Consider the following 15,497-nt stretch of genomic DNA (forward strand, 5'->3'; position numbering starts at 1 on the left):
TACCTTGGCCGCCCTGCGTCCGCCCGTCTCCCGCCTGGCGCCGGGCGCCGGGACAGCCGACGCCGCGCCCAAGCCGCCGAAAGTCCGCCGGCGGGGCACGCCGCTGTGGGTGCGCGTCCTGGGCTGGACCACCAGCCTGGCCATCCTGGGCTGCATCGGGGGCGCCGCCTGGCTGGAGACGGAGACGTCGGGCTTCGAATCCGTGCTGCTGGCCCGGGTTGGGCGCGACCTGCGCTATTCCGTCTACCCCGGCCCCACCACGGCTGTGCGCTATCCGACGGCGGGGCCGTATGACGAGCGGCTGGGCTATACCCAGATGCCGAGCTTTCTGGAGCGGCTGACGGCCGGGCCCTATCGCGTCACCGCCCAGGCGCGCATGTCGCCCACCCTGCTGGACTACCTGGACCTCAGTTTCTATCCGCCCTATGCGGAGAAGACCTCGGCCGGGCTGCAGGTGCTGGACCGGGGCGGCACGCTGCTCTATGGCGCCAGCTACCCGGAGCGGGTGTTCACCAGCTACGCCTCCGTCCCGCCCGTGGTGGCCAGCACCCTGCTGTTCATCGAGAATCGCCAGCTGCTGGACCCGGCCCATCCCTATCGCAACCCGGCGGTGGATTGGGACCGCTTCGGCCTGGCCCTGCTGCAGATCCCGTTGCAGGTCATCAACCCCGGCGCCCAGCGCATCGGCGGCAGCACCCTGGCGACCCAGACGGAGAAGTACCGCCATTCCGCCGGTGGGCAGACGGCGGACGGGGTGGAGAAGCTGCGCCAGATGGCGTCGGCCAGCATGCGCGCCTATATGGACGGCGCCGACACCACGCAGACCCGCTACCGCATCCTGGTGGATTATCTGAACTCCACGCCCCTGTCCGCGCGGCCCGGCATCGGCGAGATCAACGGCCTGGGCGACGGCCTGTGGGCCTGGTACGGCACCGATTTCGCCGCCGCCAACCAGATCCTGCGGGCGACGCCCCAAACGGAAGAGGATCTGGCGACCCAGGCGGTGGTCTACAAACAGGTGCTGAGCCTGCTGCTGGCCCAGCGGCGGCCATCCTTCTACCTCACCACCAACCGCACGGCGCTGGACGCCTTGTGCAACGAGCATCTGCGGGTGTTGGAGAAGGCGGGCGTCATCCCGCCGGCGCTGGCCGACGCGGCGCAGAACTTCAAACTGCGCTTCCGGGAGGAGACGCCGGACCCGCCCGACGTGTCGTATGTGGAGCAGAAGGCGGTCAACGCCATCCGCAACCGTCTGACCACCATGCTGGGCGCCCATACGCTGTACCAGTTGGACCGGCTGGACCTGACCACCGAGACGACGCTGGACCAGGCGGCGCAGGAACGGGTGACCGGGGTGCTGAAGCGCCTGGCTGATCCGGCGGCGACGGCGGAACTGGGCCTGACCGGCGATCGGCTGCTGACCGGCGCCGACCCGGCCAAGGTGGTCTACTCCGTCACCCTGTATGAGCGGGCGCCCCACGCCAACCTGGTGCGGGTGCAGGTCGACACCCTGGACCAGCCGCTGGACCTGAATGAGGGCGCGCGGCTGGACCTGGGCTCCACCGCCAAGCTGCGCACGCTGATCTCCTACCTGGAGATCATCGAGAAGCTGTACCGCGACTATCACCAGCGCGACGCCGCCTCCCTGCGCGACATCTCGGCGGCGGCGGACGACAACCTGACGCGGTGGGTGACCGACACGCTGGCCCAGACGGGTGATCAGGGCCTGCCGGCCATGCTGAACGCGGCCATGGAGCGCACCTATTCCGCCGGCACAGGCGAGCGTTTCTTCACCGGCGGCGGCCTGCACAGCTTCAACAATTTCGAAAAGTCGGACGACCACCGTATCCTGACGGTGTCGGAGGCGCTGCGCCGCTCGGTCAACCTGGTGTTCATCCGGCTGATGCGCGACGTGGTGAACCACTATATCGCCGAGGGGCCGGCGCGGAAGGACGACGTCCTGGACGACCCGCACCACCCGGCCCGCCAGACCTATCTGGCCCAGTTCGCGGACCGGGAAGGCAGCACCTTCCTGAACCATTTCTGGGACGAGTACGGCGGACTCAGCCCCGACAAGGCGCTGGAGAAGCTGGCGGCCAAGGCCGGCGCGCGGGAGGAGCGGCTGGCCGTCATCTACCGCTCCGTCCGGCCGAACTCGACGCCGGAGGATCTGGCCCGCTTCCTGGCCGCCCATGGCGCGGTTGAAAACGACACCCGACCCGGTGCGAAGCCGCAGCCGCTGAAACCCACCACGGTAGCCGCCCTGTTCGAGAAGGCCGATCCGGAAAAGTGGAGCCTGAACGACCGCGGCTACATGGCGGGCGTCCATCCGCTGGAGCTGTGGCTGGTGGCCTACCTGCAGGAAAGCCCCAAGGCGCCCAAGCGTCAGATGCTGAAGGAAAGCAGCACCTCGCGCCAGGAAAGCTATCAGTGGCTGTTCTCCACCCGCTACAAGCACGCCCAGGACACCCGCATCGGCATCGTGCTGGAGGAGGAGGCCTTCGCCCGCATCCATGCCGACTGGAAACGCCTGGGCTATCCCTTCGAGGCGCTGGTGCCGTCCTACGCCACCTCCATCGGCAGTTCGGGCGACCGGCCGGGGGCGCTGGCCGACCTGATGGGCATCATCGTCAATGACGGCATCCGTCTGCCCACCGCCCGCGTCACCCGCCTGCATTTCGCCGCCGGAACGCCCTATGAGACGGTGGTGGGCCTGGACGACCAGATGAAGGGGGAGCGCGTGCTGTCCCATGACCTGGTGGAGGTGGTGCGGGCCCATCTGCTGGACGTGGTGCAGAACGGCACGGCCCAGCGGGCCAAGGGCGCCTTCCATGACGCCGACGGCAACCCGCTGCCCCTGGGCGGCAAGACCGGCACGGGCGATCAGCGCTTCGATCGCTTCGGGCCAGGTGGCGTGCTGTTGGAATCGCGGGTGGTGAACCGCACCGCCACCTTCGTCTTTTATGCCGGCGACCGCTTCTTCGGCGTCATCACCGCCCATGTCCACGGGGCCCAGGCCGCCAACTACCACTTCACCAGCGCATTGCCGGCCCAGCTGCTGCGTGTGCTGGCCCCGGCGCTGCAGCCCCTGATGCTGATGCCGCTGGACCAGGGATAACTACAACCCTGTTTCCTCCAGGAAATGGTCCACATCCTCCCACACGGCGCGGCGGATGGTGTCGTTTTCCATCATCAGTTCATGCCGGGCGCCGGGGTAGTTGTGAAAGCGGGCGTCGGGCAGGCATCGGGCCAGGGCGCGCAAGGCCGGGGAGCTGACGATCCGGTCGGCGCCAGCCGCCAGGACCTGGATGGGCAGGTCCAGGCCCGACATCGTGGCGTGGGCGAGATAGTCGGTGGAGCGGTAGGCGGCGGCCAGCCAGCCATAGGTGACGCCGCCCAGGCACAGGTCCGGCTGCTGGCGGCAGGCGTCCAGCGCCACCGTGAAGCGGCGCGGATCGCTGGTCAGGGGGTTGCCCTCGAACCGTTGGGCGTCGGGGTCGAAATCGCGCTGGCCGGGGGCGTAGGTCTCCGCCTTGCCCTGGCGGCAGGCCAGGTTGGCGATCAGGGCTGCGGCACGACTGGGCAGGGGGGTGGTGTTGATCCGCACCATGGCGGCGGACAGGATCAGGGCCTTCAGCCGCGGCACCTCCATCGCCGTGTCGCAGTCCAGCACATGACGCAGCATCAGGTGGCCGCCCATGCTGTGGGCGAAGGCGACGACCGGTCCGGTGGGCGGGCATAGGGCGGCCATGATGACCTCCAGATCCTCCAGGTAGGTTGAGAAATCGTCGATGTGCCCCAGCTGGCGGTTGGACAGGGGCCGGGTGGACAGGCCCTGGCCGCGCCAGTCGAAGGACACGACGCGCCAGCCCCTGGCGGCCCACTCCGCCGCCTGCTCCGCATACTTTTCCAGGAATTCGCTGCGGCCGTTGACCAGCAGGCAGGTGCCGCGACGGCCCTCGCCCCCCGCGCTCTGCCAGCAGCCCAGGCGCAACCGCGCGCCGTCCGGACGGTCCAGATACATGCAGGCCCATCCGGCGCCGCCCGACGGGTAGATCCATCCTGCCGGTTCGGCGCCGGGGGATGGTTCGCCAGGGGTTGTTTCGACTGCGTTGTCCATGACGGCGACGGTTCCGGCCCGCATAGTTCTCGGCGTTATTGTCCCCATTGTCGGCGCGATTCGGGGCCGCGATCAAGTCGCCGATCCACATCTGCACATTTTATCAGATTATTGGCGGGGTGCTGCTTCCCGCTATGCGCGCGCTCACACGGGTGCGGAGAAATTTTCGCCGGTGGCCTCGGGTTGTGCCAGGGCCGGGCCGGCGTGGTTGATGAAGTTGCGCACCAGTACACGTGTATCGCCGCGTCGCCAGGCCAGCGCCAGCCGGGCCGTCGGCTGAGGGATGCCCGCCAGCGGGGCGAGGGGTAGGAAGACGACGCCCGCCACCCGCACCTGGGACATGGAGGCCGGCATGATGGACACGCCCAGCTCGGCCGCCACCAGGTTGACGATGGAGCTCATCTGCGGCGCCGTCTGGTACAGCCGCGGCTCGAACCCCGCGGCGCGGCAGGCGGTCATGGTCGTCTCGAACATGCTGGGGCCCGCCCCCCGGGGGAACAGGATGAAAGGGTCGTCCTTCAGCCGGGCAAGGTCCAGCATCGGGGCGCCCGCCGCCGGATGGCCGGCGGGCAGGACCGCCACCATGGGCTCCACCGCCAGCAGGCGGGTCTGCATCGGCCCGCCCGGCGGCGGGTCGGTGCGCAGGAAGATGATGTCGACCTCGCCCCCCTCCAGCGCCGCCAGCAGGGGAACGGAATTCGATTCGACCAAGCCCAGATCCACCTCGGGATAGGCGCGGCGGAAGGCGCGGATGGCGCCGGCCACCGCCGGGTTGAAGGCGGAAGAGGAGGTGAAGCCGGCCCGCAGGCTGCCCAGCTCCCCCCGCGCCGCCCGCCGGGCGCCGTCCAGCGCCTGCTGCGCCAGGGTGGGGAAGGGGCGCACGCGCTCCAGGAAGGCGCGGCCCGCCTCCGTCAGTTCGGCCCCGTGGGGCACGCGGTGGAACAGCGGGGCGCCCACCTCGCGCTCCAGATCCTTGATCTGCTGGCTCAGCGGCGGCTGGCCAATTCCTAAGCGCGCGGCCGCGCGGGTGAAATTGCCTTCCTCGGCCACCGCCAGGAAATAGCGGACGTGGCGCAGTTCCATGTTCCTGGTCCCGCCATTGCTGAAAGCGATCACGATCGCCTGCACCATATATTGGACCTCTGGCTCTACCAGCGCCAGTTTCCAAGGCGAACGGTTGTTTTTGAGGATGGAAGCCATGGAACCCCTGCATTGGCGGCGGAACCTGTACGTCTGCCTGTTCGGATCCTTCACCACCATCGCCGGCCTCAGCCTGATCCTGCCCTTCCTGCCCCTGTACGTGGAGCATCTGGGGGTGACCGGGCCTGCCGCCGTCGTGCAATGGTCGGGCATCGCCTATGGCGCCACCTTCTTCGGCGCCGGCGCCACGGCCCCGCTGTGGGGCAAGTTCGCCGACCGCTACGGCCGCAGGGTCATCCTGATCCGCGCCAGCCTGGCCATGACGGTGGCCATCGCCCTGACCGGCCTGGTGCAGGACGTCTACCAGCTGGTGGCGCTGCGCCTGCTGGCGGGATTGCTGGGCGGCTATGCCTCGGGCTCCATCGTGCTGGTGGCGACGCAGACGCCCAAGGCGCGCTCGGGCTGGGCGCTGGGCATCCTGTCGACTGGCATGCTGGCCGGCAGTCTGGCCGGGCCGCTGATCGGTGGGGCGCTGCCCGGCCTGATCGGCCTGCGCCAGACCTTCTTCGCGGCCGCCGGCGTCATCTTCCTCACCTTCATCGCCACCGCCACCCTGATCCGGGAGGAGCCGCGGGCCAGGGCGGCCGGCCCCCACGTCGCCGGCGGCCCCTGGCGCCAGATCCCCGACCGGCGGCCGGTCTACGCCATGTTGCTGACCGCCTGCATGCTGATGGTGGCCAACATGTCGATCGAGCCCATCATCACCGTCTATGTCGGCCAGATCGCCGCCCCCGGCAGCGACATCGCCTTCCTGTCCGGCCTGGTGATGGCGGGCGGGGCGCTGGCCAGCATGCTGGCGGCACCCCGCGTCGGGCGGCTGACCGACCGGCTGGGGCCGCGCACGGTGGTCATCGCCTGCCTGGCCGCCACCGGCGCGCTGATGATTCCACAGGCCTTCGTCACCCACGTCTGGCAGTTGGTCGCCCTGCGCTTCCTCATGGGCCTGACCCTGGCGGGGCTGCTGCCGGCCATCACCACCCTGATTCGGCACGCCGTGCCCGACCGGGTGGCGGGCGCCATCCTGGGCTATTCCACCTCCGCCCAGTTCGCGGGCCAGGTGGCGGGCCCCCTGCTGGGTGGTTTCATCGGCGGCCATGTCGGTATGCGCGCCGTGTTCTTCGTGACCGCCATCCTGCTGTTCGCCAGCGCCGTCCTGAACGCCCGGCTGAAGTTTTATTCCGAACCCGCCCATGCGGCCTGAAGGCGGGGGGCTTGCGCGGGAAGGGCTTTGCACGGCGGGGTGTTAGAGCCTATATCCGGACGCATCGGATGCCAGCCTGTGTTCCACGGCCCACCTAAGCGACGGAAAGCCGCCGGTCATGAAGTTATTGCGCCACTATGAGGATGCGCCCGCCGATCTGCGTGGGGCCGTGGTGGCCCTGGGCAATTTCGACGGCGTGCATCTGGGCCACCGCGCCGTCATCGGCCAAGCCCGCGCGCTGGCCGATGATCTGGGCCGCCCGGCCGCCGTGGTGACGTTCGAGCCGCACCCGCGCAGCTTCTTCCGTCCCAACGACCCGCCCTTCCGCCTGACACCCCTGCGCATCAAGACCCACCTGATCGAGGCCTTGGGCATGGATGCCATGGTGGTGCTGCACTTCGACGCCGCCCTGGCGGGCATGACGGCGGAGGAGTTCGTGGAAACGGTGCTGGTCCAGGGCTTGGGCGTGCGCCATGTGGTGGCCGGCTACGACTTCCTGTTCGGTCACAACCGGAGCGGCGACATGGCGCTGCTGCGCGCCCTGGGCGCCCGCCACGGTTTCGGCGTGACCGAGGCGCGCCCGGTCGCCAATGGCGCGGGCGAGCCTTATTCCTCCACCGCCGTCCGCCGCCATCTGCAGGAAGGTCGGCCGCAGGAGGCGACCTCCATCCTGGGCCATCCCTTCGAGATCGAGGGCCGGGTGGAGCATGGCGACAAACGGGGCCGCACCATCGGCTTCCCCACCGCCAACATCGAAATCCATGACTATCTGCGCCCGCGCTTCGGTGTCTACGCCGTGCGCGCCGGCGTGGATGAGGGGGCGGGCACCGTCTGGCACGACGGCGTCGCCAACCTGGGCCGCCGCCCCACCGTGGGCGGCACGGTGGAACGGCTGGAGGCCCACCTGTTCGACTTCGACGGCGACCTTTACGGCCGCCATGTCCGCGTCCGGCTGCTGGACTTCATCCGGCCGGAGATGAAGTTCGAGAACTTCCAGGCGCTGAAGGACCAGATCGCGCGGGATGCGGACGAGGCGCGCGTCCGCCTGGCGGGCCTGCCCAAGCCCTGAACTTGGTCACCGTCTTGACACCAACCGGCCCCTTCCCATCTTGCTTGACCCACCGGGGCCGGCTGCTAACATCCGCCCCCATGTTGCCAACGCGCCAGATCAGGGTCATGGACCTGCGAATTATCGACCCGGTCTCCTGAGGGGGGCCGGGACCCGGGCGCGCTCATCCGCGTACCACCACCGCCGACTATCCCGCCGGCCTTACCCCCGGGGCGCCCGCACCAGCGTCCGGACGAGGGCAAGGCCGCCATCCGAACACCGGATTTCCTGACCCGCCATGACCCGCGATCTTAAAGACACCGTTTTCCTGCCGCGCACCGATTTCCCCATGCGCGGCGGCTTGCCGAAGAAGGAGCCGGAACTGCTGGCCCACTGGGCGGCCATCGACCTGTACGGCAAGCTGCGCCAGGATGGGGCGGAGCGCGCGCCCTTCGTGCTGCATGACGGCCCGCCCTACGCCAACGGCAACATCCACATCGGCCACGCGGTCAACAAAATCCTGAAGGACGTGGTCATTCGCAGCCAGCAGATGCAGGGCCGCAACGCCGTCTACGTCCCCGGCTGGGACTGCCACGGCCTGCCCATCGAATGGAAGATCGAGGAGAAGTACCGCAAGGCCGGCAAGGACAAGGACGAGGTGCCCGTCCTGCAGTTCCGCGCCGAGTGCCGCAACTTCGCCGCCGAGTGGGTGGGAATCCAGGCCGCCGAGTTCCGCCGCCTGGGCGTGGAAGGCGACTGGCAGAACCCCTACCTGACCATGGCGTTCGACGCCGAATCCGCCATCGTGCGCGAGATCCACAAGTTCCTGCTGAACGGCGGCCTGTACAAGGGCGCCAAGCCCGTCATGTGGTCGGTGGTGGAAAAGACCGCCCTGGCCGAGGCGGAGGTCGAATATCAGGACGTGACCTCGCCCATGATCTGGGTGCGCTTCCCCGTGGTGACGGCGCCGACGCCGGTGCTGAACGGTGCCGCGGTCGTCATCTGGACCACCACCCCCTGGACCATGCCGGGCAACCGCGCCGTGGCCTATGGCGAGGAGATTCCCTACGCCGTCTACACCGTCACAGAGGCGCAGGAAGGCTCGCTCGCCAAGGTGGGTGAGAAGCTCATCCTGGCCCAGGCCCTGGCCGCGGGTGTCGCGGCGTCGGCCAAGGCGATCTTCGAGAAGGGGGCGGATGTCACCGCCGCCGACCTCAATGGCGCCATCCTGGCCCACCCCTTCCGGGGCCATCCGGAGGCCAACGGCGGCTATGACTACGCCGTGCCGCTGCTGCCGGGCGACCATGTCACGTCCGACGCTGGCACCGGCTTCGTCCACACCGCGCCGGGCCACGGTGCGGAGGACTTCGACCTTGGCCGCAAGTTCGGGCTGGAGGTGCCGCAGACCGTGGACGCGGACGGCAGCTATTACGCCCATGTGCCGCTGTTCGCCGGTGCCCGCGTCTACACGCCGGAGGGCAAGCCGGGCGACGCCAACGGCAAGTCCATCAGCGCCCTGATCGCGCAAGGGGCACTGCTGGCCAAGGGCAACCTGAAGCACAGCTACCCGCACAGCTGGCGCTCCAAGGCGCCGCTGATCTTCCGCACCACGCCGCAGTGGTTCATCTCCATGGACACCAACGACCTGCGGGCGCGGGCGCTGGCGGCCATCGATGAGACGCGGTGGGTACCGCCGCAGGGCCGCAACCGCATCCACGCCATGGTGGAAAGCCGCCCCGACTGGTGCATCAGCCGCCAGCGCGCCTGGGGCGTGCCCATCGCCCTGTTCCTGTCCAAGGCGGACGGCCAGCCCCTGAAGGATGAGGGCGTGCTGAACCGCATCGCCAGCTTCTTCGAGACCGAGGGCGCCGACGCCTGGTACAAGCGGCCCGCCGCCGACTTCCTGGGCCCGGATTATGACCCCGCCGATTACGACCAGGTGTTCGACATCGTCGACGTTTGGTTCGAATCGGGCTCCACCCACGCCTTCGTGCTGGAGCGGCGCAACGACCTGTCCTCGCCCGCCGACCTCTACCTGGAAGGGTCGGACCAGCATCGCGGCTGGTTCCACTCCTCGCTGCTGGAAAGCTGCGGCACCCGGGGCCGCGCGCCCTTCAAGGCGGTGCTGACCCACGGCTTCGCCCTGGACGAGCAGGGCCGCAAGATGTCCAAGTCCCTGGGCAACGTGGTGGCGCCGCAGCAGGTGATGGAGGAATACGGCGCCGACATCCTGCGCCTGTGGGTCGTGGGCTCCGACTATTCGGAGGATCTGAAGGTCGGCAAGGAGATCCTGAAGAGCAACGCCGACCTCTACCGCCGCCTGCGCAACACCCTGCGCTATCTGCTGGGCGCTCTGGCCGATTTCACGGAGGCGGAGCGGGTGGAACCGGCGACCATGCCGGACCTGGAGCGCTGGGTGCTGCATCGCCTGGCGGAGATGGACGCCATCGTGCGCCAGTCCACCAAGGAATACGATCTGCATCGCCTGATCACCGAGCTGCATAACTTCTGCGCGGTGGACCTGTCGGCCTTCTACTTCGACGTCCGCAAGGACAGCCTGTATTGCGACGCGCCGGCCAGCGCCCGCCGCCGCGCCGTGCGCACGGTGCTGGAACGGCTGTTCGTGACGCTGACGGCCTGGCTGGCGCCCGTCCTCTGCTTCACGGCGGAAGAGGCCTGGCTGGCCTTCCTGGCGGAGGGTGACGACGCCCGCCGCACCGCGTGGCCGGAAAGCGTGCATCTGCGCCAGTTCCCCGACATCCCGGCCGACTGGCGCGACGACGCCCTGGCAGCCCGCTGGGCCGTGGTGCGCGACGTGCGCCGCGCCGTGACGGGCGCCCTGGAACTGAAGCGCGCCGACAAGACCATCGGCTCCTCCCTGCAGGCGCACCCGACGGTGTATGTGCAGGAGGCCCACCAGCGGGCCCTGGCCGGCCTGGACCTGGCGGAGATCAGCATCACCTCCGGCATCACCGTGACGGTGGGGGTGGCGCCCGAGGGCGCCTTCGCCCTGGCCGACGTGGCCGGCGTGGGGGTGGTGTTCGGACAGGCCGAAGGCGAGAAGTGCGAGCGCTGCTGGCGCATCCTGCCGGAGGTGCCGGCTGCAGGAAAAGGGGCGGCGGCGGAGGGCGTGGAGCAGCTGTGCCATCGCTGCGATGACGCGGTGGGACACCACGCATGAGCATGCTGACCCGCGTGTTGGGGCGGTTCGGCGTTCCGGGCCTGCTGGCGGCGGCCATCATCCTGGCCGCCGACCAGGCCAGCAAGGCCGCCATCCTGGGCCGCTTCGCCGAAGCCGGCGACGGCGTGACCCTGCTGCCCTTCTTCAACCTGGTGCTGGTGTGGAACCACGGCGTCAGTTTCGGCCTGTTTAATCAGGGCGGCGCGACGGGCACGGTCCTGTTGATCGTGTTAGCCCTGGTCATCACCGCCGCCATGGCGGTGTGGATGCGGCGCGCGGTTCGCCTGATCGAGGCGGTGTGCGCCGGCATGGTGATCGGCGGGGCGTTGGGGAACGTGATCGACCGGCTGCGCCTGGGCGCCGTCGTTGATTTTCTGGACTTCCACATCGCGGCATGGCATTGGCCGGCATTCAACGTTGCCGATAGCGGCATCGTCGTCGGCATGCTGGTGCTGGTCGTGGATGGGCTGTTCGTCAAGCCCGCGACGCGGTAGGGTGTCGCCGTCAACGGAGCGGTGGGGCTCCGCGGATGGGGTTGGTTCCGTTTTTAGGTCAGGTTCACGGGGGTCCCGGGGTTCGGGGCCTACATTCGACGGACGAGGATATGGGCGAGAATTCTAAGGTGTTTAGCGCGCGGCTGATGCTCGCGGCGGCCGGTTTGGCAGCCCTGACGGGGTGTGACAGCCTGGACTACCTGTTCGGCGGGTCGCGGCCGACTCCGGACGAGTTCCGGGTTCTGGCGCGCGCGCCGCTGGAGGTGCCGCCCGATTTCAACCTGCGTCCGCCGCAGCCCGGCAGCCCGCGCCCGCAGGAGATCGTGAAGGAGACGCGGGCGACCAGCACCGTGTTCGGCGCCGCCACCACCGAGGCGACGGCCGTGGCCTCCGCCACCGCCAACCAGAGCAAGGGCGAGGCCGCGCTGGTGGCCAAGGCCGGCGGCGACCAGGCCGACCCGCAGATCCGCAAGATCGTGGACAAGGAATGGCCGGGCACCGTGGTCGGCGACCGTGGCTTCCTGGACAGCCTGATGTTCTGGAAGGGTGACGACAAGCCGGCGGCGAACGCGCCGACGGTGCAGCGCGACAGCAGCTCGGCCGGTTCCCGCTGAGGGAAGCAAGGTTTCAAGGCCCGGACGGGACGCCCTCCCGCCCGGGCCTTTTATCGTGGGCGTGACCGCGGGGTGGCAAGGCGGAGCCGGCGCGCGCCCATCCCAACGGCCAGCTTTCCTTGGGGTCCCGGCGCGCCCATGCTATTCCTCTGGGAAACGGGGCGGCATGAAGCGGGAGTGGCGGGGCCTTGGGCGTCTTTTGGCGGCCTTTCGGGGGGACGCGGATCGCGGCCCTGACGCTTGCCCTCATGGTGCCGGTGGTCGCCTCGGCTCGGGTTTTCGATCCTGAGACCTTCACGCTGGCCAACGGCCTTCAGGTGGTGGTGGTGCCCAACCACCGCGCCCCCGTCGTGACGCAAATGCTGTTCTACAAGGTTGGGGCGGCGGACGAGCCGGCCGGAAAGTCCGGCGTGGCCCATTACCTGGAGCACCTGATGTTCCGGGGCACGGCGACCGTGCCCACCGGCGCCTTCTCCCGCCAGGTCGCCGCGCACGGCGGGGTGGAGAACGCCTATACCAACCAGGACCAGACGGCCTACTTCCAGACCATCGCCCGCGACCAGCTGCCCCTGACCTTGAGGCTGGAGGCCGACCGCATGGCCAACCTGCGCATCCGGCCGGAAACGGCGGCGCCGGAACTGGCCGTGGTGCTGAACGAGCGGCGGCAGCGGACGGAGGCCAGCCCGGCCGCCCGCCTGCGCGAACAGGTGCAGGCCGCGCTGTTCCGGGCCCATCCCTACGCCAAGCCGGTGGCGGGCTTGGCGACGGAGGTGGCGGCCCTGGCTCCGGCCGACGCCCAAGCTTTTTATCGCGCCTGGTACGCCCCCAACAACGCCGTGCTGGTGGTGGCGGGCGACATCAGCGCCGCGGCCCTGCGCCCCCTGGCGGAGGCCACCTTCGGCCGCATTCCCGCCCGCCCGGTGCCCGCCCGGCGGGTGGCCCGGGGAGGGATGGCCATCGGCGAGGAGGACCGGCGCGTCGAGCTGAAGGACGCGCAGGTGCGTCAGCCCTCGCTGAGCCGGGTGTGGGTCGCGCCATCGCATGGATGGTCCACTGATCCCGCACAGGCCAATCCGACACAGGTTTATGCGCTGGAGGTGCTGCAGACCATCCTGGGTGGGGGCGCCACCGGCCGCCTCTACCAGGCGCTGGTGGTGCGCCAGCGCCTGGCGGCGGGGGTCAGCGTCGATTACCTGGCCGACGCGCTGGGGCCGGGGCAGTTCAGCCTGGGCGTGGTGCCGGGGCCGGACGTGGCGGTGGCGGACGCCGAGGCCGGCCTGAACGCCGAGCTGGCGCGACTGCTGCACGACGGCGTCGGCGCGGCCGAGGTGGCCGCCGCCGTCCGGCGCCTGCAGGTCGGCGCCATCTACGCCCGCGACAGCCTGCAAGGGCCCGCCTCGGAATTCGGCGTGGCGCTGACCACGGGGCAGGGCGTGGCCGACGTGGAGGCCTGGCCCGACCGCATCGCCGCGGTGACGGTGGAGGATGTGAACCAGGCCCTGCGCGGTGTGCTGGGCGGCCGGGGCTCCGTCACCGCCCTGCTGCTGCCCGATCCCGACGCGCCGACGTCGGAAGAGGAGCTGGAGGATGTGGCGGCGGCGCAGGGCATGGCCCAGGGGGCCGTGCGATGAGGGGCCTGTGGGCGTTGTTGCTGGCGCTGGCGCTGCTGGGTCAGCCGGTGCGGGCCGCGACGGCGGTCAAGGCGTCCCTGGCCAAGGCGTCTCTAGTGGAGCGGGTGGTCAGCCCCGGCGGCATCGAGGTCTGGCTGGTGCGCGACGCCAAGAACCCCATCATCGCGCTCAACTGGTCCTTCCGGGGCGGGGCCGCCACCGATCCCGCCGACCGGCTGGGCCTGGCCGCCATGGCGGCGGGCTTGCTGGACGAAGGGGCGGGGGATCTCGATTCCGCCGCCTTCCAGAACCGGCTGGCCGACCATTCCATCGGCCTGGCGTTCATGGCCAGCCGCGACTGGTTCTCCGGCGCGCTCCTGACCCTGCGGGAGAACCGGGAGGAGGCGTTCACCCTGACCCGTCTGGCCCTGACGGCGCCGCGCTTCGATGCCGACGCGATCGCCCGCATCCGGGGGCAGTTGCAGGTGGCCGTGCGGCGGGAGGAGGCGGACCCGGTCACGGTCGCCTACCACACCTTGGCCCGTCAGCTGTTCCCGGGCCACCCCTATGGCCACCCCCTGCGCGGCACGGCCGACACACTGGCCGCCATCACCGCCGATGACCTGCGGGGCTTCGCCGCCCGGCGCCTGGCCCGCGACGGCCTGCTGGTGACGGTGGCGGGCGACATCGACCCGGTGGAACTGGGCGCGGCGGTGGATTGGATCTTCGGCGCCCTGCCGGCCACGGCCGCGCCCGCCGCCATCACCGACGTGCCGCCCGCCACGGAGGGCCGGTCGGTCACCGTGCCCTGGCCCGGGCCGCAGAGCCTGTTCGTCCAGGCCGGGGCGGGCATAGCGCCCAGTGATCCCGACTGGCCCGCCGCCCTGCTGTTGACCCACATCCTGGGTGGGGAGGGGCTTGAGTCGCGTTTGGCAGAGGCGGTGCGGGCCCGGCGGGGATTGTCTTACGATGTGCAATGCAATTTGCAATCGTATGCTCATGCCGACCTGCTGATCGTCACCGGCTCCACCGCCAACGCGACGGTGGGGCAGGCGCTGCGGTTGGTGCGCCACACCCTGGCGGATGTGGCCGCCCACGGCGTGACGGCGCGGGAGCTGCGCGACGCCCGGACCTATCTGACCGGATCCTTCCCCTTGCAGTTCACCAACGACCGCGCCATCGCCGCGCTGTTACTGGATATTCGGCGCGACGGCTACGCCGCCGGCTTTCTGGACCACCGCGCGGCCCTGTTGCGCCGGGTGACGCGGGCGGATGTGCGGCGGGTGGCGGCGCGCCTGCTGCGGCCCGGGGCCATGGCCACGGTGGTGGTGGGCGGGCCCGACGGCGCCCCGCGTTGAAAAACGGCGCCCCTGGCAAACCTTTGGCATAGGAGTTGCTGAGATATCTCCGACCGCGATCTTGGTGGCTGGGGGTTTGCGATGACGTTCACGTTCGAGGATTTCAAGGCACGCTTCTTCCCGGCCGCCCCCTGACGGGTCGCGCCGCTGCGGAAAGCCCGACGCCCGTGGCTTTGCAGGACAATCCCGTGCCCAATGGCCTGGGTTCGCGCCGTGGCGCCCGCGCCCACGTTCCCGACCATATCGACGGCATTCCCATCGCGGCAATCCTTGCCGCCATCAAGGCAGATCCTGCCGCCCTGCGCCGCCGCCGCGAGGTGCTGGAGGGGGAAATCCGTTCCGTGTGGGCCACACTGCAGGAGCTGGTGCGCGAGTACCGTGCCCTGGCCGATGACGCCATGCTGCCCCAGGGCGTCAGCCCCACCCTGTCCACCGGGGCCATGCCCAAGGAGATGGCGGAGGCCCTGGGCAACGCCATCGGCCTGCCCCTGAGCGTCATGCCCAACGCCCTGCGCGCGCCCCTGCCGGCGCCGGAAGTGAAGGCGAAAGACGGCCTGTTCGAGGTGGAGGAGGAAAAGTCCGCCGCCAAGGTGGAACCGGTGCGCCTGCCCCGGTCCCGCACCATGGTACGGCCCGCCCGCCGTCAGGCGCGGTAGGAAAGCGTCCGGCGG

Annotated in this window: 11 protein-coding genes; 9 read left to right on the forward strand and 2 right to left on the reverse strand. The window is 70.0% G+C overall.

All coding sequences use genetic code 11. From position 1 onward, the window contains the following. Positions 1-4 precede the first annotated feature (4 nt). A complete protein-coding gene (locus tag UAA55_RS19860) occupies positions 5-3,118 on the forward strand; it encodes a transglycosylase domain-containing protein (protein ID WP_322954861.1) in 3,114 nt (1,037 codons plus the stop codon). On the opposite strand, the gene UAA55_RS19865 is transcribed toward UAA55_RS19860, so the two are convergent. Together UAA55_RS19865 and UAA55_RS19870 are read right to left on the reverse strand one after the other, a co-directional pair. Then, positions 3,119-4,024, reverse strand: a complete 906-nt coding sequence (locus UAA55_RS19865; protein ID WP_322954863.1) for an alpha/beta hydrolase — start codon at positions 4,022-4,024, stop codon at positions 3,119-3,121. Between the two features lie 240 nt (positions 4,025-4,264). Beyond that, entirely contained in the window at positions 4,265-5,251 is a 987-nt protein-coding gene (locus UAA55_RS19870; RefSeq protein ID WP_322954864.1) for a LysR family transcriptional regulator, read from the reverse strand. 67 nt (positions 5,252-5,318) lie between these two features. On the opposite strand from UAA55_RS19870, the gene UAA55_RS19875 reads away from it, so the two are divergent. The 8 genes from UAA55_RS19875 to UAA55_RS19910 all read left to right on the forward strand — a co-directional run bounded on the left by UAA55_RS19875 (position 5,319) and on the right by UAA55_RS19910 (position 15,482). Further along, positions 5,319-6,521 carry an MFS transporter gene (locus UAA55_RS19875; RefSeq protein WP_322954865.1) on the forward strand — a complete coding sequence of 401 codons (1,203 nt, stop codon included), beginning with the start codon at positions 5,319-5,321 and terminating at the stop codon, positions 6,519-6,521. A gap of 118 nt (positions 6,522-6,639) precedes the next feature. After that, positions 6,640-7,590, forward strand: a complete 951-nt coding sequence (locus tag UAA55_RS19880; protein ID WP_322954866.1) for a bifunctional riboflavin kinase/FAD synthetase — start codon at positions 6,640-6,642, stop codon at positions 7,588-7,590. A gap of 277 nt (positions 7,591-7,867) precedes the next feature. Then, positions 7,868-10,750: an isoleucine--tRNA ligase gene (gene ileS, locus UAA55_RS19885; protein WP_322954867.1), complete on the forward strand. Its 2,883-nt coding sequence runs from the start codon at positions 7,868-7,870 to the stop codon at positions 10,748-10,750. Further along, positions 10,747-11,244 carry a signal peptidase II gene (gene lspA / locus UAA55_RS19890; RefSeq protein ID WP_322954868.1) on the forward strand — a complete coding sequence of 166 codons (498 nt, stop codon included), beginning with the start codon at positions 10,747-10,749 and terminating at the stop codon, positions 11,242-11,244. Before ileS ends, lspA begins: the two co-directional genes overlap by 4 nt. Positions 11,245-11,354: 110 nt before the next feature. After that, positions 11,355-11,858, forward strand: coding sequence for a DUF3035 domain-containing protein (locus tag UAA55_RS19895; RefSeq protein ID WP_322954870.1), 504 nt, complete (start codon positions 11,355-11,357; stop codon positions 11,856-11,858). Between the two features lie 188 nt (positions 11,859-12,046). After that, positions 12,047-13,489: a M16 family metallopeptidase gene (locus UAA55_RS19900; protein WP_322954871.1), complete on the forward strand. Its 1,443-nt coding sequence runs from the start codon at positions 12,047-12,049 to the stop codon at positions 13,487-13,489. Next, positions 13,486-14,826: a M16 family metallopeptidase gene (locus tag UAA55_RS19905; RefSeq protein ID WP_322954873.1), complete on the forward strand. Its 1,341-nt coding sequence runs from the start codon at positions 13,486-13,488 to the stop codon at positions 14,824-14,826. The genes UAA55_RS19900 and UAA55_RS19905 overlap by 4 nt, the downstream gene beginning before the upstream one ends. A gap of 167 nt (positions 14,827-14,993) precedes the next feature. Further along, a complete protein-coding gene (locus tag UAA55_RS19910) occupies positions 14,994-15,482 on the forward strand; it encodes a hypothetical protein (RefSeq protein WP_322954874.1) in 489 nt (162 codons plus the stop codon). Positions 15,483-15,497: the final 15 nt, after the last annotated feature.

This window comes from Nitrospirillum guanabarense (assembly GCF_034653355.1).
Lineage (GTDB): Bacteria > Pseudomonadota > Alphaproteobacteria > Azospirillales > Azospirillaceae > Nitrospirillum.

Bases quoted from the DNA above. Each gene is read 5' to 3' on its own strand.
- UAA55_RS19865 (WP_322954863.1), bottom strand. From the start codon at position 4,024: ATGTATCTGGACCGTCCGGACGGCGCGCGGTTGCGCCTGGGCTGCTGG.
- UAA55_RS19870 (WP_322954864.1), bottom strand. From the start codon at position 5,251: ATGGTGCAGGCGATCGTGATCGCTTTCAGCAATGGCGGGACCAGGAAC.
- UAA55_RS19875 (WP_322954865.1), top strand. From the start codon at position 5,319: ATGGAACCCCTGCATTGGCGGCGGAACCTGTACGTCTGCCTGTTCGGA.
- UAA55_RS19880 (WP_322954866.1), top strand. From the start codon at position 6,640: ATGAAGTTATTGCGCCACTATGAGGATGCGCCCGCCGATCTGCGTGGG.
- ileS (WP_322954867.1), top strand. From the start codon at position 7,868: ATGACCCGCGATCTTAAAGACACCGTTTTCCTGCCGCGCACCGATTTC.
- lspA (WP_322954868.1), top strand. From the start codon at position 10,747: ATGAGCATGCTGACCCGCGTGTTGGGGCGGTTCGGCGTTCCGGGCCTG.
- UAA55_RS19895 (WP_322954870.1), top strand. From the start codon at position 11,355: ATGGGCGAGAATTCTAAGGTGTTTAGCGCGCGGCTGATGCTCGCGGCG.
- UAA55_RS19905 (WP_322954873.1), top strand. From the start codon at position 13,486: ATGAGGGGCCTGTGGGCGTTGTTGCTGGCGCTGGCGCTGCTGGGTCAG.